The sequence below is a fragment of the Aliiroseovarius sp. CAU 1755 genome, assembly GCF_054482655.1.
On the sequence record NZ_JBTLRH010000001.1, the window covers coordinates 1,282,843 to 1,308,602 of the forward strand.

Consider the following 25,760-nt stretch of genomic DNA (forward strand, 5'->3'; position numbering starts at 1 on the left):
TTGGCATGATACACATCCCACATGATCCAAAGCACCAAGGGCAAACGTGCTGCCAGTGCCGTGAAAGGCACATATGGCAAAGGCTTCCCCAGTGATCTGGTGAAGCGGACGAGGGCGATGCTTACGGCGCTGGACGCGGCTGCTCAAGTGGAAGATTTGCGCTTTCCGCCGGGCAATAATCTGGAAGAACTGAAAGGAGATCGGGCAGGACAGCATTCGGTGCGGATCAACGGGCAATGGCGGATTTGTTTTGTCTGGACCCCGAACGGCCCCGCCGATGTCGAGATTGTCGATTACCATTAAAAGGAACACACCATGAGCCTGCTTGAAGAGCCGATGCACCCCGGCGAAGTTTTGAAAGAACTCTACCTCGACCCCTTGGATATGGGCGCGATTGCGTTTGCGCGGCGTCTCGATGTTCCACGCACGCGGATCGAGCGACTGATCAAAGGCATCACCAGCATGACACCCGACACGGCCTTGCGCCTTGCCCGTGCGTTCAACACGACGCCCTCTTACTGGATGAACATGCAAACCAACTATGACATGGCGACAGTGGCGAAAGAGATCGACGTGTCAGGCATCGAGCCGCTGGTGGCATAGGGTGCTGCCAAAGAGACAGCGTTGCTGACACTTGCCAAGAAAGACCATTATGCCCCAGTTTATTGCCCTGATCCAGAAACGTGCAGACGGCACCTACAGCATCAAATTTCCTGACCTGCCAGACTGCGTTGTTGCGGCAAACGTCGAAGCGAATATCCTCGACAGCGCCACAGCGGCGCTGACGCTCTATTTCGCTACGCACGAACTGCGCCCGTTTGACCCTGCTGCTGATATGACAGACCTCGCACTGCGGTTTGCGGCAGATATCAAAGCCGGAGCCTACCTTCAGGTCATCCCGTTTGATGCTGGCCCGGACCTGCAACGCATCGTCTACGGTGTTCCGGTTCGCGAACTGGTCGTCGCAGTCGGCAAGTCAATTCCCTACGTCACCGTCTCGGATATGCGGCCTGAAACGGCAAAGCGCTTCCTCAAGGACATCGCTCCCTGTGCCTGCCCAACTATTCCGGGCGAAGAAGCCTTTTACGCGCATGATTGGGAGCGATGGGCGAGGGTAAACCTCAAGCTAGCTGACCGACACGGATCATAGCCATGATCAACCAACGTCCAGCTTATTCGACTAACGGCTTTGCATGCATTGAAACAAGTTATTTTATGGAAATAACTCGGTTCTAGCGGCAATCATTCGTTTTCATTCAATTCTGTTCAGGATACGTCTTAGATCACTCTAATTGTGAAATTTTAATTGAAAGCGAGCAAAGATAATTGTCAGTACTTGAGGACATTCGACCCGGAGGCCGCTTCAGCGGAATTGCACCTGGGGCATCTGTCGAAATTGTGTCCGTTGAGTGGATCGGCGAGCAGGCAGTGAATCTTGTCTACCGGAGCGCATCTGGTTCTATAGCCGAGACGACACTTTATCGCGATGACGAACACCGACTTGAGCTTGAGAGTGCTGGCAGAAAATGGTCGTTTGACGCGGATGGTGCGATGCTTCGACTAGTAACTGAGGCCAATCGGATCAAGCTCGCGCACTTTTTTGATCCGTATCTCGCAATTCATACCAGCCTTGTTGATCCTCTTCCTCACCAGATTTCGGCGGTTTACGGTGAGATGATCCCTCGCCAGCCTTTGCGGTTTCTGCTGGCCGACGATCCGGGCGCCGGTAAAACGATCATGGCTGGTCTTCTGATCAAGGAGCTGATCGCGCGCAGTGATCTGGAACGCTGTCTGATCGTGGCCCCCGGCAGCTTGGTTGAACAGTGGCAGGACGAGCTTGGCGAAAAGTTTGGTCTTGAGTTTGATATCCTGAGCCGAGACATGATCGAAGGTTCCCGGTCTGGCAATCCTTTTAACGACAACAACAGGTTGATCGCTCGGTTGGATGTCTTGGCGCGAAATGATGACCTGCTTGAGAAGCTGACCTCATCTTCCGAGTGGGATATGATAATTGTGGACGAAGCCCACAGGATGTCAGCGACCTTCTTTGGAAACGAAGTCAAATACACGAAGCGATACCAACTAGGACAACAGCTGGGCAAAGTTTGCCGCCATTTCCTCTTGATGACTGCCACACCGCACAACGGCAAAGAGAAGGATTTCCAGCTTTTCATGGCTTTGTTGGATGGAGATCGCTTCGAGGGCCGGTTTCGGGACGGCGTCCATATGGCGGATGTCGAAGACATGATGCGGCGGCTCACGAAGGAAGAGCTTCTGCGGTTTGACGGCAGGCCACTTTTCCCTGAACGCAAAGCCTATACTGCTAAGTATGAACTTTCAGCAGACGAGGCCCAGCTTTATACGGCTGTGACTGAGTATGTCCGCAACGAAATGAACCGCGTGCAGCGATTTGCTGAAGAAGACGGCAGGAAGCGCAATAACGTGGGGTTTGCTCTTCAAATTCTTCAGCGCCGTCTGGCTTCGAGTCCTGCCGCAATTTACCAATCACTGAAACGTAGACGGGAGCGTCTTGAGGCTGAACTGGCTGAGGCCCGTTTGGCAAAGAGTGGCGCAAGGTCATCGTTTTCCGCTTCACCACTTTACGAGGAAATGATCGGTAACTTAGACGAATTTGGCCAAGATGAGATTGATGATCTCGAAGATCTTGTCGCAACAGGCGCAACGACTGCTGAAACTGTTGAGCAGCTCGAAATAGAGGTTGAAACGCTCAATGGGCTGGAAGCTATGTCGCTCCAAGTCCTTCGGTCTGGAAAAGACGCTAAGTGGCAGCAACTTGATCGAATTCTTGACGACGATTTGATGCGAGACCCAGACGGCAACAGGCGTAAACTCATCATCTTCACCGAGCCAAAAGACACGCTGGAGTATTTGCGTGAAAAAGTTGTTGCGCGGTTGGGACGTCCTGACGTCGTAGATGTCATTCACGGTGGTGTGGCGCGGGAAGAACGTCGCAAAATCGTTGAACGGTTCATGCAAGACCGCGATTTGCAAGTTTTGATCGCGAACGATGCGGCAGGCGAAGGCGTTAACCTTCAGCGCGGACACTTGATGGTGAACTACGATCTACCGTGGAACCCGAACAAAATTGAACAGCGGTTCGGTCGCATTCACCGAATTGGTCAAACCGAGGTCTGCCATCTTTGGAATCTTGTCGCGAAGGACACCAGAGAGGGCGAAGTCTATGCGCGGTTACTGGAGAAGCTTGAAGCCGCTCGTGAGGCACTTGGTGGTCGCGTTTATGACGTCCTTGGCGAGCTTTTTGAAGAACGCGCACTGAAAGACCTGCTTTTTGAGGCAATCCAATATGGAGAGCAGGACGAGGTTAAAGCGCGCTTGTTTCAAACCGTGGATGGTGCTGTAGACCAATCCCACCTTCTGGAGCTTCTGAAAAAGCGGCAATTGACCAGCGACACTATGCCCGAAGCCCGGGTTCAGGAACTTCGTCTCGATATGGAACGTGCCGATGCACAGCGTCTGCAACCGCACCACGTCCAGAGCTTTTTCGTAGAGGCTTTTCAAAGGCTCGGCGGCAAGATCAAAGCCAGAGAAGATGGCAGATGGGAAATCACCCATGTTCCGTTGATCGTTCGGGAGCGGGATCGTCAGATCGGATCAAGCGCACCTCTTCAAAAAAAGTATGAACGTATTTGCTTCGAAAAATCTAAAATCAACCAACAACCTGTTGCCGCATTCGTCTATCCGGGGCACCCATTGCTTGATGCGGTCATCAGCATCGTTCGCGAACAGAACGACCACTTGATGAAGCAGGGTGCTGTTCTGGTCGATGACACCGACGACGGCACGGACATTGGCGCACTTTTCTTGCTTGAGCATTCGGTTCAGGATGGTCGGCCAGCACGGGCAGGAGACCCCACTGTCATTTCTCAAAAGCTTCAGTTCGCATCTGTGGACAAGGCTGGGAACGTGTCTAACGCAGGTATCGCACCGCACCTGAATTTGAGACCTGCATCTGCTGAGGAAATCACATCGGTTCGCAATGCGCTGGCCGAAGACTGGCTACGAACTGATCTTGAAAAACGTGTCGTGCAATTTGCTACGGTCGAACTCGCTCAGGCTCACGTCGCCGAAGTCCGAACGCGCCGCCTCCCCGAAATCGACAAGGTGGCCCATGAAGTTCAGGCGCGGCTCAAGAAAGAGATCAACTACTGGGACTCGCGTGCAGCGGAGCTTAGGGAACAAGAGCGAGCTGGGAAGAAGACCCGGTTGAACTGGCAAAACGCGGATCGTCGGGCTGAAGACCTTGCGGAGCGGTTGAAGAGCCGGATGCAAGTTATTGAACAGGAGCGTTTTATCTCGTCTCAACCTCCCCGTGTTCGTGGTGGTATGGTTGTCGTTCCGCGTGGTCTTTTGCTGCAAAATTCACCTGACCAACTGGTTTCCGGTTTCTCCGAAGACCCGGAGGCGCGTCGCAAGATCGAACTAAAGGCAATGGGCGCTGTTATGGATACGGAGCGTGCGTTGGGCAATCAACCCGAAGACGTCTCTGCCCAGAAGGTCGGCTATGACATCGCGTCCTATGATCCTGATACGGATCACATGCGCTTTATCGAGGTGAAGGGACGCATCGACACGGCAGATACGGTCATCATCACGCGGCAAGAGCTGATCACCTCGCTGAATAAGTCGGACCAATTCATTCTTGCCATCGTGCAGGTCAACAGCGGCTTCGTGCATCCGCCGCGTTACGTCTATGGGGCGCTCGACACCCGCGAACCGCCATTCGACCAGAACGCGATACAATTTCACATCAAACGGCTCCTTGAACGCGCCGAGACACCGGCTTGAAGGAGCAATCAATGCAGATCAACATGGCATCCACCGAAGCCCTCGACATCATTGCGCGCGACTACAGCGGGCAAAGCAAACCGATGTCGATTAATGCGCGGCCGACTGATGCGCAGTCGATTGCATGGTGGGGGTCGAGTAGTAAGACCGAAACAGTCGATGGTGAGCGCAAACGCGCGGCCCTACACCTTTATCTGACAATCGCGTCGCGGGCTGTGGCGGACTTGCCGCCAAACACCTTTCCTGCGGCGTTCCAGTTCAACGACCGTGCGAAATACCGTCCTGACAAAGGGCTGATCAAAGCGTTGCTACAAGCTGGAGCGGTGGAAAGCTGCGACGTTTCGGGCGAGTTGTGCTTTACGCTGACTGGAAGTGGCCAACGTATCATAGGGGCGCAATCATGACCCAACCTTACAAGAAAAAACTGATCGAGGTCGCCATTCCTTTGGAGGCCATTAACGCCGCCTCTGCGCGGGAGAAGTCGATCAGGCATGGGCATCCCTCTACTTTGCATCTTTGGTGGGCGCGGAGGCCTTTGGCTGCGTGTCGGGCGGTGCTGTTTGCGCAGTTGGTCGATGATCCGTCCAGTCACCCTGACAAGTTCCCGACCGAAGAAGCGGTCGAGACAGAGCGCAAGCGGCTGTTTGAGATCATCGAAGATCTGGTGAAGTGGGAGAACTCCAACAACGAAGATGTGCTGACCCGCGCGCGCAACGAGATCATGCGCTCTTGCGATGGCAAGCTGCCGCCGGTCTACGATCCGTTCTCGGGCGGCGGGTCGATCCCGCTGGAGGCGCAGCGTCTGGGCCTGCCTGCCTATGGGTCTGACCTGAACCCGGTAGCTGTGATGATCGGCAAGGCGATGATTGAGATACCGCCGAAGTTCAAAGATATGCCGCCGATACATCCGGGAGTAAAAGAACGCGGATTCGGTGCCTACAAGAATGCTGAAGGTTTGGCCGAGGATATAAAACATTATGGGGAGTGGGTCAGCAAGAAAGCGTTTGAACGTATCGGGCATTTATATCCTAAGGTGAAATTGCCGAACGACTACGGTGGTGTGGACGCTACTGTTATTGCCACGATTTGGGCTAGAACGGTACCGAGTCCAGATCCCGCATATTCAGATAGCCATGTCCCAATTGCTTCTAGCTTTTTATTGAGCTCAAAGAAGGGAAAAGAAGTTTGGCTGCAGCCAATAGTCGATAAGATCGCCAGATCAATCTCATACGAAATCCGACATGGAGGCACAAAAGAGGAAATATCTAAAGCAAGAGAAGGTTCTAAGGCTGGACGCGGTGCCAACTTCAGATGCTTGTTTTCTGATGCTGCAATTACATCAGAACATATCAGAACTGCGGCAAATACTGGAAAGCTATCGCAGGGGCTCATGGCGGTTGTCGCAGAGGGAAAACGAAGTAGAATTTTTCTTGCGCCGACAAGAGAACAAGAGGAAGTCGCCTTCGCAGAAATACCCGAAGAAAGGCACACGATAAAGTTCGAACCGAAAGCTCTGGGGTTTAGGATCGGCAACTATGGAATGACTACTTTTGGTGATCTTTTTACAGATCGTCAGACTATAGCGTTGAACGCCTTCAGCGAGATCATTCGCGATGCCCACGAAGAGATAGAAAAAAAAGCTCTTTCGAGTGGCCTAAACGCTGAAGGAACTACGCTGGATGAAGGCGGACTCGGAGCTCGTGCATATGCTGACGCGATAAGCGTTTACTTGGCGTTTGCAGTGGGGCGTTCGGCGAATACATTGTGCACGCTAGCTCGATGGACACCAGATAGGCAACAAACTGTTACCGTCTTCTCCCGGCAAGCGCTGCCAATGACTTGGGACTATCCTGACGTTAATCCTTTCAGCGGTGCAGCTGGAGACTACATTACGTCAATTTCAGGGGTTACGAAGGCTTTGTTCGGGTTGGGTGCAGGAGCCGTGGGTTCCGTTCGCCAAGTAGACGCTCAATCAGTTCAATACCCTGACAATGTAGTTATTTCGACCGATCCACCGTACTACGACAACATTGGATACGCGGACCTTTCAGATTTTTTCTTTCACTGGATGCGAAGGGGCTTAGGCAAAAGGTTTCCTGAATTATTTGGCCTGCTTGCAGTACCTAAGAGTGAAGAACTAGTAGCCACACCGGTTAGGCATGGTGGTACAGAAGCTGCGCACGATTTTTTCCTCAACGGAATGAAAAAGGTCGTGAAGAATATGGCAGGGCAATCAACTAACGATTTCCCAGCAACAATTTTTTATGCCTTCAAGCAAAGTGAAATTGAGCAAGAAGGCATTAGTTCGACTGGTTGGGCCACGTTTCTCGATGCCATCATAAACGCAGGTTATTTGGTTGTTGGCACATGGCCGATGCGAACTGAATTAGCTAACCGAATGCGGGGAATCGGCGCGAATGCACTCGCAAGCTCTGTCGTGCTTGTTTGCCGGAAAAAGGAGCCTTCTGCCGAAACCACTACCCGTGCGGAATTTTTGCGCGCACTTAAACGCGAACTGCCCCCAGCCATTGCAGAGCTACAAGCCGCCAACGTCTCTCCTGCCGACATGCCGCAATCGGCCATTGGCCCCGGCATGGGCGTTTTCTCCCGCTATGCCGCCGTACTGGAGGCTGATGACACTCCAATGAGCGTCAAGACCGCGTTGCAACTGATCAACGCACAGCTTGATGAGTTTCTCAATGATCTGCACGGCGATCTGGACCCCGACACGCGCTTTGCCGCGACATGGTTTGAACAGCACGGGTTGGGCAAAGGCGAATATGGTGCCGCTGACAACCTCGCGCGTGCGCGTGGTATCTCGGTCGAGAGCGTGAAACACGCTGGCATCATCGAAAGCAGTGCAGGTAAGGTCCGTATTCTGAAACGGGACGAGTTGGACCCGGATTGGGACCCCGAAACCGACGATCACCTGACCGTCTGGGAAGCCTGCCAGTATCTGATCCGTGCGTTGGAAAACGAAGGCGAGTACGCCGCCGCTGAACTGCTCAAAAAGCTTGGAGGCGATAAGGCCGAGATGGTCAAAGACCTCGCCTACTACCTCTACGATGTCTGCGCGAACAAACGACAGGATGCCAAAGAGGCGACGGCCTACAACGGACTTATCGCCGTCTGGCCAGAACTGACCCGCCAAGCCGCGACAATCACCCTCACCGACAAGAACCGCCAAGCGCGGATGGATCTCTGACAATGGCAAAAAGCACCCGACAGTACATCAACGACGCGATGGAATACATGCAGCCTGCGCTGCAACCCTTTGTGCTGCGCAATTTACAAGCCGCATTGGGCGATGAAGCGCCAAAGCGGCTGATGGAGGCGTTCCCACATCTGAAAATTCAGGGCGGAGACAAGACCACGCTGGATACCATGAAGCTGTTGCAGATCATGGACCGCTTCTGGAATGATGCGTTCCGCGCGACGTTGGACCGGACCCATCGCGCTTTGGTTAACGAGGTGTTGGAAGTGCGCCACAAGTGGGCGCATGATGGCAAGTTCACTTATGACGATGCAGAGCGGGCATTGGATTCAATGCGGCGGCTGTTGGAAGCTGTCAGCGCCGGTGATGCAGCCGAGAAGGTCGGAACGGCCCGCGATGCAATCCTGCGCGTGAAATTTGAAGAGTTGCGGAGGAACGAAGAGCGCCGTCAAACCAAAGCCAATGATATTTCGGTCGAAACCTTTGCCGGGTTGTTGCCGTGGCGGGAAGTGGTCGAGCCGCATCAGGACGTGGCGACGGGAGAATTCCAACAGGCCGAGTTTGCCGCCGATTTGGCGAAGGTTCACAACGGCAGTGCGCCGTCAGAGTACAAAGATCCATCCGAGTTTTTCGCGCGGACCTATCTGACAGATGGCCTGAGTACGTTGCTTCTGGGCGCTGCAAAGCGGCTATGCGGCAAAGGTGGCGACCCGGTGGTCGAGCTGCAAACTAACTTCGGTGGCGGCAAGACCCACTCGATGTTGGCGCTCTACCATATGGTCGGTGGCACAAATGCTCAGGATTTGCCGGGACTAGATCAGTTGTTGAGCGGCGCAGGACTAGTTGTGCCAGACAAGGTGAACCGTGCTGTGCTGGTCGGCACATCATACGGCCCTGCGAACGTCGACAAGAGAACTCGGGATTATGGGCGGCCGATCCGCACGACGTGGGGCGAGATGGCTTTCCAGTTGGGCGGTGAAAAAGGTTATGCGCTTGTTGCGGACGATGATGAACGCGGGACTGCACCAGGTTCAAACCTGTTGGAAGAGCTATTCCGATTAACAGGACCAAACTTGATCCTAATCGACGAATGGGTCGCTTACCTGCGCCAAATCTACCGCGTGGATGACCTACCATCGGGTTCCTTCGATGCGAACCTGACGTTTGTTCAAGCTTTGACGGAGGCCGTGAAGGCGTCGCCGATGACATTGCTGGTCGCTTCGCTTCCAGCTTCTCAGATCGAAGTTGGGGGCGAAGGTGGGCATCAGGCATTAGCCCGTTTGAAGCAGACGTTCAGCCGCGTAGAAAGCTCGTGGCGGCCAGCATCGCAAGAGGAGAGCTACGAGATCGTCCGGCGTCGGCTCTTCAAGGAAATCCCAAGCGACAAATACATGCACCGGGACAACACCCTGAAGCAGTTTGCAAAGCTGTATCGAGAGAATCCAAATGACTTCCCGCAAGGATGTGCAGACGAAGACTACCGGCGCAAGCTCGCTAAGGCTTATCCAATCCACCCGGATTTGTTCGACCATCTTTTCACTGCTTGGGGCTCGCTTGAGAGGTTCCAGCGAACTCGCGGTGTTCTGCGTCTGATGGCGCAAGTCATCCATGAACTTTGGATGTCCAATGACCCCTCAGTGATGATTATGCCCGGCAGTGTTGCAATCAGTTCTGCGCGGGTTGAACCGGAGCTGCTGCACTACCTCGACGTGTCATGGCAGTCGATTATTGCTGGGGACATCGACGGTGTGAACTCGACGCCTTACAAAATTGACCAATCAGCCCCGAACCTTAACCGTTATTCTGCGACCCGACGTGTTGCTCGGACGGTATTCATGGGGACTGCACCGATGGAAGGGCAAGAAAACAAAGGTTTGGACGACAAACAGATCAACCTTGGTGTTGTGCAACCCGGTGAAAAAGTTGCGATATTTGGCGATGCTCTTCGCCGCATGACAAACCAAGCAAAATTCATGCATGGTGACCTTGGACGATATTGGTATTCAACTTCGCCCAGCTTGAACCGGATGGCCGCTGATCGGGCTGGCCAGCTCGAAGAAGCTCTCGTACTTGTTGAAATTGATAAAGCCCTTGGAAAATATATCAATTCGATAGGGGATCGTGGGCACTTTGAGACAGTCCAAGTTGCGCCGGATAGTTCTGGCGAAGTGCCGGATGACCCCGGAGGCGTTAGAGCTGTAGTGCTGGGGGTAGATCATCCCCACAACGGCCGTGACGGTTCAGACGCAATGGCAGAGTGTAAGGATATTCTTCTTCAGCGGGGAAACACGCCTCGCGTCTACAGAAACACTTTGGTCTTTATCGCAGCGGACAACCGTCAGCTCGAAAGTCTCAAAGATGCGATGCGCGCAGCTCTGGCTTGGACTGGTATCATGAGAGATACCGACAACGGGCGGCTTGACCTCAAGAGCAGCGATATTGCTCTTTCCAAAGACAAAGCAAAAGAGGCGTTGGACACTGTTAGTACAAGGTTGAAGGAAACATGGGCGTATCTAATATACCCCTATCAAGATACGGCTCAGACTGATGTGGCGTTCACGACGACCCGGATATCTGCACAGGATGGTGTTTTGGGCAGGGCAAGCAAAAAGCTCGTGAGTGACGAAGCACTTTTGCCAGAGATCGGGCCAGAACGTCTGAACCGAGAACTGGAAAAATACATTTGGAATGGCAAGCCTCATCTTAGCCTTGGTCAGGTTTGGGAATATTTGAACAGATACACTTACCTCCCAAGGCTCAAAGGGCGAGACACCCTGATTAGGGGAGTTCAGGCTTCTGTAGGCGGTATGATTCCGGGGCCTTTTGCCTACGCCGAACGATGGGATGAAACGTCTGATGAATACGTTGGGATTGCGATAGAAAAAAGTTCGATGGCGCTGGTCGCTATCGACAATGAAGCTGTCATCATCAAGAAAGAGATCGCTGAAGCCAATCGGCCAAAGCCATCTGTTCCCGCAGAAAATGATAGTCAGGCAACTGCGGGGGGCCAAGCGGCACCGGCTTCCTATCCCAATAGCAACGACCCGACCGCAACTGGACCGGCAACGACAACAACGGAGAAGGACCCAACACGGTTCGTAGGGACTGTTATGCTGTCCTCGGATCGGCCTGCAAGGGATATGGCGCAGATCATCGAAGCCATTGTTGAGCAACTTACCACGATCCCGAATGCCGAGGTGACGTTGAAGCTCGAAATCGACGCCGAAGTACCGTCCGGGCTGGATCGTTCAAAAACGCGAACCTTGATCGAAAACGCCAATACACTTGGATTTATCGACAAGCAGATCAAGTGATGGGAATGAAGCTGCGCGAACTCAACTTCGCCTCCCCAACGGAGCTGTTCCAGCGACGCGTTACGTTGAGCATGAAAACAGCGCGGCTTGTTGGCGGGCTGCCGAGGCTGGGGTTTGATTGATGCTATTGCAAGGCAGCCCTCGCACACAAACGTCTGTCGGCTTCGTGAAGTGGTTTGGGGGTATCAACAAAAAGACTGGCAAAGAGAACGAGTACGGCTTCATCGAGGGTATCGACGGGGATGATCTTTTCGTCCACGCCAGCCAGCTTTGCGGCGTGGTGCCAGAGGAAGGCGATTTTGCAGTCTTCACGGTTGATGAAAAGGATACCGACAAAAAAAGAGCCGTTGACGTAGGTATTTGCAGCGACACGGAGACCTTTAACACCGAGCCACTGATAGAATATCTATACGACATCGGGGGGTTCCAGAAGTTTCTGGCCACCACCAAATACCGTGATGTGCTTCGGTCTCTTGTCAATCGCAAAGACAATGAATGGGCTACAGATTTCTTGGAAGAGGTGCTACCCAGATCGAAGGCTGCGCTTTACGTCGTGGGTGAACTGTTAGCCGACAGTGCAACCCAAACACGTTTGCTGAAACCTTTGAGTTTTGACGAACTCGAAGGCATCGACCACACCTTTAAGTACGTCCCAAAATGCCATTTTGATAATGAACATGCCCGATCTTTTCAGTGGCTCAGAGGTAAGTCGTCAGCAGAACGGGATTCATTTTTCCAACATAAAATCAATGACCTGTCCATTAGCTTTGTCTTGGCATGTGTGTTTGAGGGCTTGATCAATGATCCCAATATGCTTGATCGCCATACTGACGACATCAAGCTGTTCGCCGAGCAGGCACTTCAGAAAAGATTCACAAGTTCGCAGGAAGTGACTAACCGTATAGTTTTACTGGACTACGTGCGCGAAACCTTTCACCGGAGCTTCAGAGGATTTGGCGAACTTTCATCATGTCCTGCGTTGGTTCCGTTTTTTGAACTTCCCCTAATCAAACAGAAAGTATTCTCTAAGGATCGAAGCTTTGTCGACGACGTTGAGCGCTCTGGCCGCATGTCTCGCGATCCCGAAACTTTTGTCTTAAGCAGATTATTCCCGCTAATCTGGGACGGAAATGATGATCTGACGGTTGAAGCCGCATTTTTTCATGAGTTATGGGGAGCTCTATTGAGCGGCCAGTTAGACATCGATCACCCCGGCTTCCTAAAGTTGTTTCCAAGCTGTCGAACGCTTGGACCCCATTTGTCTTGTGAAGCGACGTTTTGGCAAAAAGAAGAGCTATTTCTATGCAGAGGGCGCAGGTGTGATGATCCTCAAGTCATGCCTGACCTCAGCAAACATTTTCTGGATTTCAATATCTACGACTGGCTAAGCTACTTCGGTAGGTCATACGAAAAAGCGGATCAGCCATCACGTAGGGATTTTCCAATCAAGCTTGCAGGCTATTTCAACCGATTGAAGGACCTTCGTGCGGTGTTGGATTGCCGTTGCTGTGGAGATTTAATGAAGCCCGATTTCAAATATTCTAGAGTTGAGGTCAGAGTTTTCGATCCTGTTACGCAATCAATTGTTACCGAGCAGCTCACAGCGGCCTATAGAGCTACCGTTTTTTATTGTGACAGTCCAAAATGTGCTGATCGGGAGGCGAAGCACTACCTGAATCACTGCCTCGGTCAAAAATGCAATAAAATCATAGACAGCCGCGATCTCGGCAAGTGTGAAAATGGGTTCTACAGATGTAGCTGCGGGAGTTGCTGTCGTGAGCATCAGATTATGGGTGAACAAAAAAAGAAAGAAATGGAGCAGCGATTCCAAGGCCACTCATCGAGGCGATGGCGGCGTTGAGACTTGCGCCAACGCACGCATTTCGGCCGATCTTTCGGCCTTAAGTGCAGCCAACCTCGAAGGCTTGCTTTGACTAAGATGAGGTATTTTTCGTGGTATACATGGATATGAGTGTATTATAATATATAATTAACAGATACTTACTGGATAAGTATGTAAGACTTCGTCTCCGCCACCCACACTTTTAGTCCTTGTTTTTCAGAGATATACTGCAAAACAATGCTCTTGGCAGCTTGCGCAGCTAAAATCGAGGGCTTGAGACCGTGAGTATCATTCCCAAAAACTTCCAGCGCGGCTGATCACTGGTATGTGTGTGGAAGGTCCAGAACCTATGCGAGCGATGTGAAGCCGCATGGGATGCCGGGTTTCATAAAAAAGGCATTGCGCGGATCAAAGGCATGACAACGCAGGACAGCGACCGCACAGAAGACGCAGCGCGACGTTGCCGCGGTATTTCGTCGGTCGTGTGATGTCTGAACCCAGCGCCTGAAACTTGGCAGTCTTGGCGCTTGTGGCGGATCAGTCTGACGGGGCGGAAGTTCATGCCCACAGCCGAAAATTTTTCTTGGACTATTGTGAATCCGATGAAGCAATGTTCAAGTCGTGCAACTGATTGCTACTGGAGTTCCCGTGTCCCTCTTCTTTATCGTCGCTCTTCCGTTCTTCGGAGCCCTTCTTCCCGGTCTGATGAACGCCGCAGGCCGGTCCGCCTGTTCGGGCGTTACGTTTACGGTCTCGCTTGCCGCATTCGTGGGCTTGTTGACCAACTTGCCAACGGTTCTTGCAGGCGAAGTGGTGATGGCACGGGTCGACTGGATGCCGTCGCTGGGGCTGAACTTCACGCTGATGCTGGATGGGTTGGGCTTTTTCTTTGCCTTGCTGATCCTGGGCATTGGCCTTTTGATCATCGCCTATGCGCGCCATTACCTGAGCCGCGACGACAATATGGGCGAGTTTTTCACCTATTTGCTGCTGTTTCAGGGCGCGATGGTGGGTATTGTCCTAAGCGATAACATCCTGCTTTTATTGGTGTTTTGGGAGCTGACGTCGCTATCGTCCTTCCTGCTGATCGGCTATTGGAAGCATTTGCCAGAAGGGCGACAGGGCGCGCGCATGGCCTTGGTGGTCACCGGCACGGGCGGCTTGTCGATGATCGGTGGGATGCTGATATTGGGCCAGATCGTGGGCAGCTATGACCTGAGTGTGATCTTGCAAAGTCGCGACCTTATTCAGGCCGACCCGCTCTATGTGCCCGCGCTGATCCTGATTCTGCTGGGCTGTTTCACGAAATCGGCGCAATTCCCGTTCCATTTCTGGCTGCCCCACGCGATGGCCGCACCGACGCCGGTGTCGGCCTATCTGCACTCGGCAACCATGGTGAAGGCGGGTATTTTCCTGATGGCCCGGATGTGGCCGGTTCTGTCTGGCACGCCAGAATGGTTCATGATTGTCACCTCCGCCGGGTTGGTGACGATGGTGCTGGGCGCGGTGATCGCGCTGTTCAAACACGACCTGAAGGCGCTTTTGGCGTTTTCAACGGTCAGCCATCTGGGTCTGATCACCATGCTTCTGGGCACAGGCACGGCCTTTGGCGCAATGGCGGCGGTGTTTCACATCCTGAACCACGCGACATTCAAGGCGGCGCTGTTTATGTCCGCCGGGATTATCGACCACGAAGCACATACCCGCGATATTCGGCGTCTGGGCGGATTGCGCAGCCTGATGCCCGTGACCTTTGTCATTGTGACGCTGGCGGCGCTGTCCATGGCGGGGATACCGTTACTGAACGGGTTCTTGTCGAAGGAAATGATGCTGGAAGAAGCGGCCCATACCACGCTGTTCGGCGCGCCTTGGCTGGTGCCTGCACTGGCGGTTCTCGGGTCTCTGTTTTCAGCGGCGTATTGCTTCCGGCTAATCGGTCATGTGTTCCTTGGCCCCGTGCGCGACGACTATCCCGCCAAACCGCATGACCCCAATGCGGGGATGTGGTTGCCGCCTGCGCTGCTTGTCGTGCTGGTGGTGGTGATCGGTGTCGCCCCCTTCCTTGCAGAGCCGTTTGTGAAGCTGGTCACGGCCTCGGTGCTGGGCGATGCGGCAGTGCTGCCAAAGGCGCATTTCAAGATCTGGCACGGATTGGTGCCCGCGCTGTTCATGTCGATCATCGCCGTTGTGGGTGGTCTGCTGATGATCGCCGTCTTCAAACCGGCGCTGCGCCTGTGGGATGCAACACCGCGCCCCGAGGCCAAGGATATCTTCGATGCCTTGGTCGAGGCCGTGGCGCGGCTGGCCCGCGCGCTGATCTTACCGCTGCACAATGGCGCGTTCACGCGCTATGCGGCCATTGGAACCGTCGCGATTGTCGTGGCCGGTTTCCATGCGTGGAACACGGGAACGGTGGGCGCACCCACCCGCGCGGTGCAGCCCATGACCCCTGTGGCCATTGCGGGTTGGGCGATGCTGGTGGCGGCGACTGTCGGGATGGTTCTGATGCACCGCAACCGGTTCTTGTCGCTGATGCTGATTGGCATTGTCGGCCTCATGGTCTCGATCGGCTTTGTGTTCTTCAGCGCGCCGGACCTGGCCATGACGCAATTCACCGTCGAGGTGGTGACGATCATCCTGCTTCTTCTGGCACTTAACTTTCTGCCGAACCAGACGCCGGTGGAAAGCACTGTGTTGCGCCGGGTGCGCGATGTTGGCGTGGCCATAGGCGGCGGGCTGGCGAGCTTTGGGCTGGCCTATTACTACCTTCTGCGCGACGCGGTTGACACGCCGATATCAGAGTTCCATCTGGCGAATGCCTATAAGGGCGGCGGCGGCACCAATGTGGTCAACGTGATCCTTGTCGACTTCCGGGGCTTTGACACGTACGGCGAGATTATCGTGCTGGGCATCGCGGCGCTGCTGATTTACGCACTGACCGAGACCTTGCTGGGCGGCCCGGTGCGCGCCCGGCTTTTGAACCGCAAGCCCGACCAGCCACGGGCAGGCGTCGTGCACCCGATGATGATGGTCGTGCTGACACGGGTCATCATGCCGGTGATCTTGCTGGTCGGGTTTTACATCTTCCTGCGCGGCCATAACGAACCGGGAGGGGGCTTCATTGCAGGCCTCATCGTCTCAATCGGCGTGGTGATGCAGTATATGGCCAGCGGCTTTGCCTGGACGTCGGCGCGGCTGCGATACCCTTATCACGGTGTGATCGGGGCGGGGGTTCTGATCGCCGGGCTTACGGGGATCGGGTCTTGGTTCGCGGGCAAACCCTTCCTGACTTCGGCCTTCACCTATGTGCGCATCCCCCCATTCGACAAGTTCGAGTTGGCCACGGCGGCGCTTTTCGATCTGGGCGTGTTCCTTGCCGTTGTCGGCGCGGTGATGCTGTCGCTCGAAAGCTTCTCGCGGCTTGCACGGCGCGCGCATGTTCCCGACAGCGATTATCCGATGGATATTGATCCGTCACGGGATGACCCGCCGACCGATGGGACTAAATTTGTAACGGAAGGGGGCTGATATGGAATTGCTCGTCGCCTCTGCCATCGGCATTCTGACCGCTGGTGGGCTTTATCTAATGCTGCGCTTGCGCACGTTCCCGGTGATCATGGGAATGTCGCTGCTGACCTATGCGGTCAATGTGTTTCTTTTCGCCTCAGGCCGTCTGACGGTGGGGGCACCACCGATCCTGCGTGACGATGTGAGCGTCTATACCGATCCCTTGCCGCAGGCGTTGGTGCTGACCGCCATCGTGATCTCGTTCGGGATGACCGCGGTCGTGGTGATGATTGGTCTTGGGGCCTATCTGGGGTCCGATGACGACCATGTGGATGACCAGCCCGAGACCTTGGACGACACGGCGGACATTACTGCGGAAGGCGGATCATGACCCACTGGATTATCGCCCCTATCGTTCTGCCAGCGCTGCTGGCGCCGTTCATCGTGTTGGCGGCGCGCTATCACATTGGCATACAGCGCGCCTTTTCCGTCGCCGGAGTGATAGCGCTGATCGCCATTGCATCGGGGCTGGCCTGGCAAACGTCTGACGGGTCAATCGTGCTTTATCAGCTCAGCGACTGGGCCGCGCCTTTCGGCATCGTTCTGGTGGGCGACAGGTTGTCCACGATGATGGTCCTGTTGACGGCGGTGCTTGCGCTGTTTGTGCTTCTTTACGCAATAGGCTCCGGCTGGGACGCCCGTGGGTGGCACTTCCACGCGCTTTTCCAGTTCCAACTGATGGGGATCATGGGCGCTTTTCTGACTGGCGACCTGTTCAACCTGTTCGTGTTCTTCGAGGTGCTTTTGATCGCCTCATACGGTCTGATGATCCATGCAGGTGGCAATGCGCGCCTGCGGGCGGGCGTGCAATATGTGCTGTTCAACCTGATCGGCTCGACCCTGTTTCTGTTCGCACTTGGGTCGATCTACGCCGAAACCGGCACATTGAATATGGCGGATCTAGCCAATCGCGTTGCCATGATTGGCCCTGAAGACACGGTGGGTATCCGCGTGGCGGCTGTGCTTTTGCTATTGGTCTTTGCGATCAAGGCGGCGCTGGTGCCGTTGCACTTCTGGCTTCCTTCAAGCTATGCCGAGGCGCCTGCACCCGTTGCGGCCTTGTTTGCGATCATGACGAAGGTCGGGGCTTACGCGATCATCCGGGTTTACACGATGATCTTCCCGCCAGAGCTGGAGGTGACCGCCGGCCTTCACGAATATTGGTTACTGCCAGCAGCAATGCTGTCGCTGGCCATTGGGATGGTCGGCGTGCTTGCCGCAAAACGTCTTGATCGGCTGGTTGCGTTTTCCATCATCGGGTCGATGGGCATGGTCATGGTTTCGATCGCGCTGTTCACGCCGGTCGGCATCGCGGCAGCGCTGTATTACATCATCCATTCGACCCTTGCAGGCGCGGCGCTGTTCCTGATCGCTGATCTGGTGCGGACGGGCCGTGCCGATATGGAACTGACTGCGCAGCCGCCTGTTGCTGGCAGCGCCCTGACGGCGGGTCTGTTTTTTGTCGGCGCGATCGCCATGGCAGGCTTGCCACCCCTGTCGGGCTTTTTGGGTAAGCTGCTTGTTCTGGATGCGGCCTATGACACCGATCTTGTGGTCTGGATCTGGGCGATCGTGCTTGGATCGAGCTTGATCGGCATCATCGGTTTTGCCCGCGCAGGCAGCGTCCTGTTTTGGAAAGCACACAGCATAGAGGTGCCCGACGACGCCACGCCAATGCCGCGACCGGCGGCTTTGTCTTATGTCGCCGTGGGTGGGCTGATCGCGCTTCTGGTCGGTCACACGGTCTTTGCAGGGCAGGTGCATGGCTATGCGACAACCATCGCCGGTCAGCTTTTCGCGCCAGCGCCCTACATCTCGACCGTGGTAGATACACCCGGTAAGCTCAGCAAGCCGAAGGAGGATCATTGACATGGCACGTGCATTTTTCTGGCTGCTGCCACACCCGTTCCTGACGCTTCTGCTAACGATTGTCTGGACACTTTTGCAAAATGAGGTCTCTGCCGGAATGGTGGTCTTTGGGCTTATCCTTGGCATCATCATTCCATGGGGCACGTCGGTTTGGTGGCCGGACACGCCGAAAGGGTTCCGTCTGTTCAAAATGACGACCTATAGCATCATCGTGCTTTGGGATATTCTGGTCGCCAATGTGCAGGTTGCGTGGATTGTCCTGACCGTGCCGAACGCAAAGCTGAAACCGGCTTGGATTGCGGTTCCGCTGGAATTGCGCCAGCCCGAAGCGATCACCTTGCTTGCGGGAACGATCACACTGACACCGGGCACTGTGTCCGCCGATCTGTCGGACGAAGGTCACAGCCTGCTTGTGCATGTGCTTCACACCGACGACCCTGACGGGGTGCGCGACGATATCAAGACCCGCTACGAGCGCCGCTTGCAGGAGATTTTCTCATGACGACAGCAACAGCCTTTCTGGACATCGCCGTCATCATCGCCTTCGTGACCCTTGCGCTTGGACAAATCCTGTCCATGGTGCGGCTGGTGCTTGGGCCCACACCCGGCGACCGTATCCTTGCGCTGGACACGATGGTCATCAACGCCTTGGGCTTGGTAGTCTTGCTGGGTATCTATCTGGGAACGCAGATCTTCTTTGAGATATCGCTGCTGATTGCCATGCTGGGCTTCGTGTCCACCGTCGCGTTGGCACGGTTCCTGCTGCGGGGGGACATTATCGAATGACCGCACAGATTATCGGAATATATGTCGTCGCGCTAAGCCTGCTGGTCGGATCCGCTTTTGTTCTGGTGGGAATGATCGGATTGCTTAAATTCAATGACCCCATGACACGCCTGCACGCCCCGACCAAAGTTGGGACAATGGGGATCGGAATGCTGCTTTTGGCCTCGATGATTCATACGTTCGTCCTGGGGGAGACATCGATGCACGAAGTCCTGATCATGGCCTTCCTGTTTGTCACCGCGCCCATTTCTGCGAATTTCATCGCCAAGGTCAGCATTCACCGCCGGTCTTGTGAAACGCCACCTCCGCCGCTGCGCGATGACACGTGGTCTACGCTTAGCTCGCCCGACACAGGGTCGAAGGTCGAAGCCTTGGTGAAGGACTAGGACGGTTTCGGCTGGTCAGGATCGCGCGGCCCCGCAAGGGCGGTTTAAGCCGGGCGATGCAAGCGCCTCTGAGCAGACGCACATCACACGTGTCCCTGATGGTATTTTGCGTCAGACCTGTTTCCACGATTGACCGGTTCAGATAGTCACGTTTTATGGACATCGTTCTGATCACCGCTGTTATCTCGTCGCTTTTCCTTGTGATCGGCGCGGCAGAGCCGTTGGCGGCGCGTTTGCGGCTTCCCTATACCGTGATCCTTGCCATTCTTGGCATTCTCATCGGGTCGGGCGCGATCTTCTTTCTGCGCACAGATTTGACCGATGCGCTTAACCCGGTGGCCGGAGCGATCCTTAACCTCCCGATCCGGTCGAATGTCTTCCTCTATGTTTTTCTGCCGACATTGCTGTTTCAGGCGACGCTGGGCATGAACCTGCGACGGATGCTGGACGACTGGGTGCCAATCCTCGTATTGGCGGTCGTCGCGGTGGTCGTGGCGACACTCAGCGTCGGCTATGCGCTGTCATGGGCCAGCGCACTGCCGCTTGCGGCCTGCCTGCTGATCGGCGCAATTGTATCGACAACTGACCCGTCTGCCGTGGTTTCGATTTTCCGCTCGATTTCGGCACCACGCCGGCTTTCACGGATCATCGAAGGCGAAAGCCTGTTGAATGACGCCGCCGCCATCGCCCTGTTCGGACTGTTCATCGGGTTTGTGACGCTGGGGGGGCAAGATCCTCTACTAAGCGACGCGCTGGCTCGTTTTCCGGTTCTGATCGCGGGTGGTGCGCTGACGGGTTGGCTGATAACGCGCATCGCGATTTGGGTAATGGCGATGTTTGGTCGTCATGAAATGGCGCAGATATCGGTGTCGGTCGCGTTGCCTTATCTTGCTTATATCGGCGCGGAACAAAGCATCGGTGCTTCGGGGGTGATCGCCGTTGTCGCGGCGGGACTGACGTTGAACCTTACCGGGCCGGGTCGCCTGCCACCGCAAGCATGGGCCAACCTGCGCGAGGTTTGGGACCTGCTGGCCCATTGGGCAGGCGCGCTGATCTTTATCTTGGCCGCATTGCTCATCCCGCGACTGCTTGAAGAGGTCAGGATAGGCGATTTCGCCCTGATCGGAGTGGTGATCCTTGCGGCGATTGCGGCGCGTGCTGTGATCTTGTTCGGGCTGTTGCCTTTGCTGACCTTCTTGCGCGCCTCGCCGCCTGTCGATCACCCTTACCGGGTTGCAATCCTATGGGGCGGGCTGCGGGGTGCGGTCACGCTGGCACTGGCACTTGCGGTGACCGAAAGTTTCCGTGTTCCGGTCGAGGTCAAGCGCCTCGTTGGTATTCTTGCAACGGGGTTTACACTGTTCACGCTGGTCGTGCAGGGGACAACGCTTCGGTCTGTCATCGGCTGGCTTGGGCTGGACCGGCTTTCACCCCTCGACGAAGCCCTGTCTCGACAGGTCGTTGCCGTCGCGCTTCAAACTGTGCGCGAAGATGTGGCGCGAACCACCGAGGACTACAAGCTCACACGCGATATCGTGCGGTCCGAAGCAAAGGCGTTCGGCGAACGCCTGGAGGAGGCCGTCAGGGTCGCCGAAGATCGTGTGGATATCCTTGACCGCGACAGGATCACATTGGGATTGATCGCGCTGGCGGGGCACGAACGCGACATGATCCTGGCCCGTGTGCGGGAAAGAACGATCTCGGCACGGATGGCAGAAAAAACGCTGTCCGACGCCGACCGGCTGATCGAAGCCACACGAACAGGCGGGCGCAGTGGCTATCAGCGCGCAACTCGCCGTTCTGTTGCCTATGGGCGTGCATTTCGGGCAGCGCTGGCACTGCACAGCAGATTAGGCGTGTCGGCGCCCTTGATCCGCATGACGGCAGATCGCTTTGAACTTCTGTTGTCGCAAGGGCTGATCCTGCGCGACCTTGATGCCTTCATCGAAGGGCGTATTCGTCGCATCCACGGGCGACGGGTTGCGGAGTTGCTTCAAGGGTTGCTTACGCGGCGGATCGAGACGGTAGAAACCGCGATGGAAGGGCTTCGCCTTCAATATCCCGGCTATGCAGAAGAACTGGAACGCCGTTTCATCAGGCGCACCGCCCTGCGACTGGAGGAACGCGAATATGTCGCCATGCGCGAAGACGGGCTCATCGGCGCCGAGGTCTTTACCGTGCTGATGCAAGACCTTGGTGACCGCCGCAACGCGGCAGAAGCACGCCCGCGGCTTGATATCGCGCTACAACGCATGGAGCTTGTCCGGCAGTTCCCGCTGTTTGCGGATCTTGACGACCCCGTGCTCAGGCGGTTGGGGCGCGCGTTGCGGCCCCGCTACGTCAATGAAGGAAAGACCATTGTTCACAAGGATGGCACGGTCAGAAATGTCTACTTCATCGCGTCAGGCGCGGTGGAACTGGAAAGCGGGGGGCAGACATGGCGCCTTGGACGGGGCGAGATGTTTGGGCAGGTCGCAATCCTGATGAAGAATGCCGCCCGCGCCGAAGTGCGTGCCATCGCGCCATCGACGCTGCTTGTGTTGGATGTGGCGCGGTTTCGTTCGCTGCTGTCCAGAAGCAAGGCGCTGCGAAAGGCCGTCAGGGCGAGCGCAGAACTGCGCGGGATTGATCCTGACGTGGTGTTGAAGGAACCCTCAAAAGAAACCTGAACGCCACGACGGCCGCCTGAGGCGCAGCGGGGTATCCATCCCTGAGCTTACGCGCACCATCAGCAGGCACTTATTCGGAGACAGCAGTTTGCGACAGGGCTTCGATGATTTTCTGGGCCCCGATGCGAGCGCCTTCTTCGCTAAGATGCGAATCCGGGGCGTAAAGCGCGCGCGGGACATCGCTGCCATAGATCGTTGGTGTCAGGTCAATGAACTGCACGCCAGCCGTTTTGGATGCGGTCTCAACGCGCTGTCGCAAGTCCTCGTATGCCGCGGAACTTGGCAGAAGGCCGACGAAACGGTCGACCTGCGGGACATAGACAAGGCTCAGCGACCCACCCCAACCTTCGGTCACGGTTTTGGCAGTTTTCAGTATTTCAAGATACTCTGGCCGGTCGGTCGTGGCGCGCGGGTAATGAAGCCCCAGCACCAATGCGGTTTGCTGAAGGGCAAAGAAGTTCCGCATCCACGCCCGACGCCCCAAAAAACCGCTGAGCGTCTGGGCGTCTTCCTCCCACCAGTCTGACACGACGCCACGCGCCTGCTTGACCAATGCCGGGTCCGGCATCGTCGGACCGGTAGGGGTAGACAGATCAAATACACCTTGCAGCGAGGGTTTTTTCAATTCGCTGTTCAGGTTCTGCCAGTCATTGCCTTCGAAAAACAGCATGACGACATTCTTTGGCCGAAACGCGGGACCCCAGCGCCGCAACACAGCCAGTTCAAACACTGGGCCAGCACCGCGCGTGCCGGTATTCACCGTGGCGGGATAAGCGGCCCGGATCTGGCTGGCGATGTCTGAACCATCTGGCAGGCAAATACCTTCGGTAAAGGAATCGCCCAGCAACAAAAGCTCGATGTCCTGACCATAGACCGCGTCAGGATTTCTGAAGCCGAACCGGTCAGAAACATACGACACGGGTTCATTGTCGCGGGTGCACAGCAGCACTTCTTCGTTTGGGATGCCCGACAATAGGGCGCCAGACAGCTCTGGCACAGCCAGTTTTCGGTTCAGGGCCTGTATGGTGTAGGAGGGCGGTATCGCGTTTCTGAACCGTTCGTAGTCGTTGGATGCGCCTTTGATATAACCGGCCAACCCCACAGAGCCGCGAACGGATTTCACCGTCAGAACGGCTTCGAACAGGAACAACGCGAACAGGACAGACGCGGCATAAATCCCAGCCAACAGCCGCTTCTCGGGTCGCAGGAAAAGGCCCGCAAGCAGCATGCCGACCCCGATCAGTCCGGGGCCAACGACGTATCTCAGTTGCCGTGGCAAATCCGTCGCATAGTTATGAGCGTTCACCAGCGCATAGGCGACTGCAAACAGGAAATAAGCAGCGACCAATACGCACAGAATGAAGCCAATACGATCGGTTTTGCTTTTCGCCATTTTCTTCGGCCCTCAGGTTCAGATGTGTGCCCTGTGTTCGTTTGCCGGCGTCGTCAGTCGAGTTCGTATTTCGTCGTATAGTCTTCCTGCAACGCAGGGTCCTGCTCGGGTTTGCGCAAGATTAGGTTTCCGATTGAAAGCACGTCAAGCTCTGTGCCCATGAAGCACCTGAAGGCGTCTTCGGGCGTGCAGACGATCGGCTCCCCACGAACATTGAACGACGTGTTGACCACGATGGGGCAGCCCGTCAGCTCTTTGAAACGCGATATCAAGCGGTGATACAGCGGGTTGGTGTCTTCATGCACGGTCTGGACGCGAGCCGAATAATCGACATGGGTCACCGCCGGAATGTCCGAACGAGGCACATTCAGCTTCTCGATTCCGAACAAGGCTTGCTCGGCTTCGGTCATGTCTTTTCTTTTGCTTTCAACGACATCCGCGACGATCAGCATGTAGGGGCTGTCGTCGGACAGGTCGAACCAATCTGAGACATCCTCGCGCAGGATCGACGGTGCGAAGGGGCGGAAGCTTTCGCGATACTTGACCTTTAGGTTCAGCGTTTTCTGCATGCTTTCCGAGCGGGGATCACCAAGGATCGACCGGCCACCCAAAGCACGCGGACCGAATTCCATCCGCCCTTGGAACCATCCGATGGCTTTGCCGTTGGCGATGGCTTGCGCAGTCTGTTCGATCATTTCGTCTTGTGTCAGGATCTCATATTTCGCGCCCAGTCGGTCAAGATCGGCCTGGATCGATGTGGTGTCGTGGACCGGGCCCAGATAGGAGCCCTGCATCTGATCTGTCGTGCGCGATGGGCGCGGTTGTTCCAGTTCCTGATGCCACGCGGCATAAGCCGCGCCAACGGCACCACCGGCATCGCCTGCTGCCGGTTGCACCCACAGGTTTTCAAATGCGCCATCACGCAAAATTTTCCCGTTGGCCACGCAATTCAGCGCGACACCACCGGCCATGCAAAGGTTGGGAATACCGTATTCCTTGGCTGCGGCGCGGGTCATCCGCAAGACAATTTCCTCGGTCACTGCCTGAACCGAAGCCGCTACATCCATGTGAAACTGGGTCAGCTGATCTTTGTCAGCCTCGCGATGGGGTTCGCCAAACAGGTCGGCAAAGGCCTGGTTGGTCATTGTCAGGCCAGCGGCATAATTGAAGTAGGTTTGGTCCAATCGAAAAGAGCCGTCCTCTTTCAGGTCAACCAATTTGTCGAGGATCAGATCTTTGAACTTCGGCTCTCCGTAGGGGGCCAGACCCATGACCTTGTATTCGCCAGAATTTACCTTGAACCCTGTGTAGTGCGTGAACGCAGAATACAGCAGTCCCAGCGAGTGGGGGAAATGAATTTCCTTCACGATTTCAAGGGAGTTGCCGCGCCCGATGCCCAATGTTGTCGTGGCCCATTCGCCCACCCCGTCAACGGTCAGAACGATCGCTTCGTCATAGGGTGACGGGTAAAAAGCGCTTGCGGCGTGGCTGATGTGGTGTTCTGCGAACAACAGCCGATCAAGATCGAAGTCAGGGTCCAGCTTCTTCAGCTCGTCCAACAGCAACCGCTTGAGGAAAAGTTTTTCCTTCAGCCAGATCGGCATAGCCACCCGGAACGACGAAAACCCGCGCGGAACGGTCGCCAGATACGTTTCCAAGAGCCGTTCGAATTTCAGGAAAGGTTTGTCGTAAAACGCCACATGGTCCACATCGGCCAAGGTGATGCCGGCGGCGTCCAGAACATACTTCACAGCATGTTCTGGGTATGACGCGTCATGCTTGTTTCGCGTGAACCGTTCTTCCTGAGCGGCGGCAACAAGGTTGCCATCGTGCAAAAGTGCCGCAGCGCTATCGTGGTAAAGGGCTGAAATGCCTAGAATATAAGTCATTGA

General features: G+C 55.5%; 17 protein-coding genes. 15 read left to right on the top strand and 2 right to left on the bottom strand.

All coding sequences use genetic code 11. The annotated features are described in order from the left end of the window. The first annotated feature begins 21 nt into the window (after nt 1-21). The 15 genes from ACXYMP_RS06450 to ACXYMP_RS06520 all read left to right on the top strand — a co-directional run bounded on the left by ACXYMP_RS06450 (nt 22) and on the right by ACXYMP_RS06520 (nt 22,475). Nucleotides 22-303: a type II toxin-antitoxin system RelE/ParE family toxin gene (locus tag ACXYMP_RS06450; protein ID WP_458905092.1), complete on the top strand. Its 282-nt coding sequence runs from the start codon at nt 22-24 to the stop codon at nt 301-303. Nucleotides 304-315: 12 nt separating this feature from the next. Beyond that, a complete protein-coding gene (locus ACXYMP_RS06455) occupies nt 316-603 on the top strand; it encodes a HigA family addiction module antitoxin (RefSeq protein WP_458905094.1) in 288 nt (95 codons plus the stop codon). Nucleotides 604-652: 49 nt separating this feature from the next. After that, nucleotides 653-1,150: a type II toxin-antitoxin system HicB family antitoxin gene (locus ACXYMP_RS06460; protein WP_458905096.1), complete on the top strand. Its 498-nt coding sequence runs from the start codon at nt 653-655 to the stop codon at nt 1,148-1,150. A gap of 176 nt (nt 1,151-1,326) precedes the next feature. Next, nucleotides 1,327-4,827: a helicase-related protein gene (locus tag ACXYMP_RS06465; RefSeq protein ID WP_458905098.1), complete on the top strand. Its 3,501-nt coding sequence runs from the start codon at nt 1,327-1,329 to the stop codon at nt 4,825-4,827. An 11-nt stretch (nt 4,828-4,838) separates the two neighbouring features. Continuing rightward, nucleotides 4,839-5,231: a hypothetical protein gene (locus tag ACXYMP_RS06470; protein WP_458905100.1), complete on the top strand. Its 393-nt coding sequence runs from the start codon at nt 4,839-4,841 to the stop codon at nt 5,229-5,231. After that, the gene (locus tag ACXYMP_RS06475) at nt 5,228-8,032 is read left to right on the top strand and encodes a DUF1156 domain-containing protein (protein WP_458905102.1); all 2,805 of its coding nucleotides are present in this window, start codon (nt 5,228-5,230) and stop codon (nt 8,030-8,032) included. The genes ACXYMP_RS06470 and ACXYMP_RS06475 overlap by 4 nt, the downstream gene beginning before the upstream one ends. Before the next feature lie 2 nt (nt 8,033-8,034). Beyond that, nucleotides 8,035-11,355 carry a DUF499 domain-containing protein gene (locus ACXYMP_RS06480; RefSeq protein WP_458905104.1) on the top strand — a complete coding sequence of 1,107 codons (3,321 nt, stop codon included), beginning with the start codon at nt 8,035-8,037 and terminating at the stop codon, nt 11,353-11,355. Nucleotides 11,356-11,476: 121 nt separating this feature from the next. After that, nucleotides 11,477-13,216, top strand: a complete 1,740-nt coding sequence (locus tag ACXYMP_RS06485; RefSeq protein ID WP_458905106.1) for a cold-shock protein — start codon at nt 11,477-11,479, stop codon at nt 13,214-13,216. A gap of 630 nt (nt 13,217-13,846) precedes the next feature. Next, nucleotides 13,847-16,726: a monovalent cation/H+ antiporter subunit A gene (locus ACXYMP_RS06490; RefSeq protein WP_458905108.1), complete on the top strand. Its 2,880-nt coding sequence runs from the start codon at nt 13,847-13,849 to the stop codon at nt 16,724-16,726. A gap of 1 nt (nt 16,727) precedes the next feature. Then, nucleotides 16,728-17,096, top strand: coding sequence for a Na+/H+ antiporter subunit C (locus ACXYMP_RS06495; protein WP_298569871.1), 369 nt, complete (start codon nt 16,728-16,730; stop codon nt 17,094-17,096). Then, nucleotides 17,093-18,634, top strand: a complete 1,542-nt coding sequence (locus ACXYMP_RS06500; protein WP_298569869.1) for a monovalent cation/H+ antiporter subunit D — start codon at nt 17,093-17,095, stop codon at nt 18,632-18,634. Before ACXYMP_RS06495 ends, ACXYMP_RS06500 begins: the two co-directional genes overlap by 4 nt. A 1-nt stretch (nt 18,635) precedes the next feature. Then, nucleotides 18,636-19,136, top strand: a complete 501-nt coding sequence (locus ACXYMP_RS06505) for a Na+/H+ antiporter subunit E (RefSeq protein WP_298569867.1) — start codon at nt 18,636-18,638, stop codon at nt 19,134-19,136. Continuing rightward, nucleotides 19,133-19,420: a K+/H+ antiporter subunit F gene (locus tag ACXYMP_RS06510; protein ID WP_298569865.1), complete on the top strand. Its 288-nt coding sequence runs from the start codon at nt 19,133-19,135 to the stop codon at nt 19,418-19,420. The genes ACXYMP_RS06505 and ACXYMP_RS06510 overlap by 4 nt, the downstream gene beginning before the upstream one ends. Continuing rightward, nucleotides 19,417-19,806, top strand: a complete 390-nt coding sequence (gene mnhG, locus ACXYMP_RS06515; RefSeq protein WP_298569864.1) for a monovalent cation/H(+) antiporter subunit G — start codon at nt 19,417-19,419, stop codon at nt 19,804-19,806. Before ACXYMP_RS06510 ends, mnhG begins: the two co-directional genes overlap by 4 nt. 155 nt (nt 19,807-19,961) lie before the next feature. Next, nucleotides 19,962-22,475, top strand: a complete 2,514-nt coding sequence (locus ACXYMP_RS06520) for a cation:proton antiporter (protein WP_458905112.1) — start codon at nt 19,962-19,964, stop codon at nt 22,473-22,475. Nucleotides 22,476-22,545: 70 nt separating this feature from the next. On the opposite strand, the gene ACXYMP_RS06525 is transcribed toward ACXYMP_RS06520, so the two are convergent. Both ACXYMP_RS06525 and ACXYMP_RS06530 read right to left on the bottom strand, forming a co-directional pair. After that, the gene (locus ACXYMP_RS06525; RefSeq protein ID WP_458905114.1) at nt 22,546-23,868 is read right to left on the bottom strand and encodes a GDSL-type esterase/lipase family protein; all 1,323 of its coding nucleotides are present in this window, start codon (nt 23,866-23,868) and stop codon (nt 22,546-22,548) included. Between the two features lie 53 nt (nt 23,869-23,921). Continuing rightward, entirely contained in the window at nt 23,922-25,757 is a 1,836-nt protein-coding gene (locus ACXYMP_RS06530; RefSeq protein ID WP_458905116.1) for a carbamoyltransferase family protein, read from the bottom strand. Between the last annotated feature and the right edge of the window lie 3 nt (nt 25,758-25,760).

Bases quoted from the DNA above. Each gene is read 5' to 3' on its own strand.
- ACXYMP_RS06450 (WP_458905092.1), top strand. From the start codon at position 22: ATGATCCAAAGCACCAAGGGCAAACGTGCTGCCAGTGCCGTGAAAGGC.
- ACXYMP_RS06455 (WP_458905094.1), top strand. From the start codon at position 316: ATGAGCCTGCTTGAAGAGCCGATGCACCCCGGCGAAGTTTTGAAAGAA.
- ACXYMP_RS06460 (WP_458905096.1), top strand. From the start codon at position 653: ATGCCCCAGTTTATTGCCCTGATCCAGAAACGTGCAGACGGCACCTAC.
- ACXYMP_RS06470 (WP_458905100.1), top strand. From the start codon at position 4,839: ATGCAGATCAACATGGCATCCACCGAAGCCCTCGACATCATTGCGCGC.
- ACXYMP_RS06475 (WP_458905102.1), top strand. From the start codon at position 5,228: ATGACCCAACCTTACAAGAAAAAACTGATCGAGGTCGCCATTCCTTTG.
- ACXYMP_RS06480 (WP_458905104.1), top strand. From the start codon at position 8,035: ATGGCAAAAAGCACCCGACAGTACATCAACGACGCGATGGAATACATG.
- ACXYMP_RS06485 (WP_458905106.1), top strand. From the start codon at position 11,477: ATGCTATTGCAAGGCAGCCCTCGCACACAAACGTCTGTCGGCTTCGTG.
- ACXYMP_RS06495 (WP_298569871.1), top strand. From the start codon at position 16,728: ATGGAATTGCTCGTCGCCTCTGCCATCGGCATTCTGACCGCTGGTGGG.
- ACXYMP_RS06500 (WP_298569869.1), top strand. From the start codon at position 17,093: ATGACCCACTGGATTATCGCCCCTATCGTTCTGCCAGCGCTGCTGGCG.
- ACXYMP_RS06505 (WP_298569867.1), top strand. From the start codon at position 18,636: ATGGCACGTGCATTTTTCTGGCTGCTGCCACACCCGTTCCTGACGCTT.
- ACXYMP_RS06510 (WP_298569865.1), top strand. From the start codon at position 19,133: ATGACGACAGCAACAGCCTTTCTGGACATCGCCGTCATCATCGCCTTC.
- mnhG (WP_298569864.1), top strand. From the start codon at position 19,417: ATGACCGCACAGATTATCGGAATATATGTCGTCGCGCTAAGCCTGCTG.
- ACXYMP_RS06520 (WP_458905112.1), top strand. From the start codon at position 19,962: ATGGACATCGTTCTGATCACCGCTGTTATCTCGTCGCTTTTCCTTGTG.
- ACXYMP_RS06525 (WP_458905114.1), bottom strand. From the start codon at position 23,868: ATGGCGAAAAGCAAAACCGATCGTATTGGCTTCATTCTGTGCGTATTG.
- ACXYMP_RS06530 (WP_458905116.1), bottom strand. From the start codon at position 25,757: ATGACTTATATTCTAGGCATTTCAGCCCTTTACCACGATAGCGCTGCG.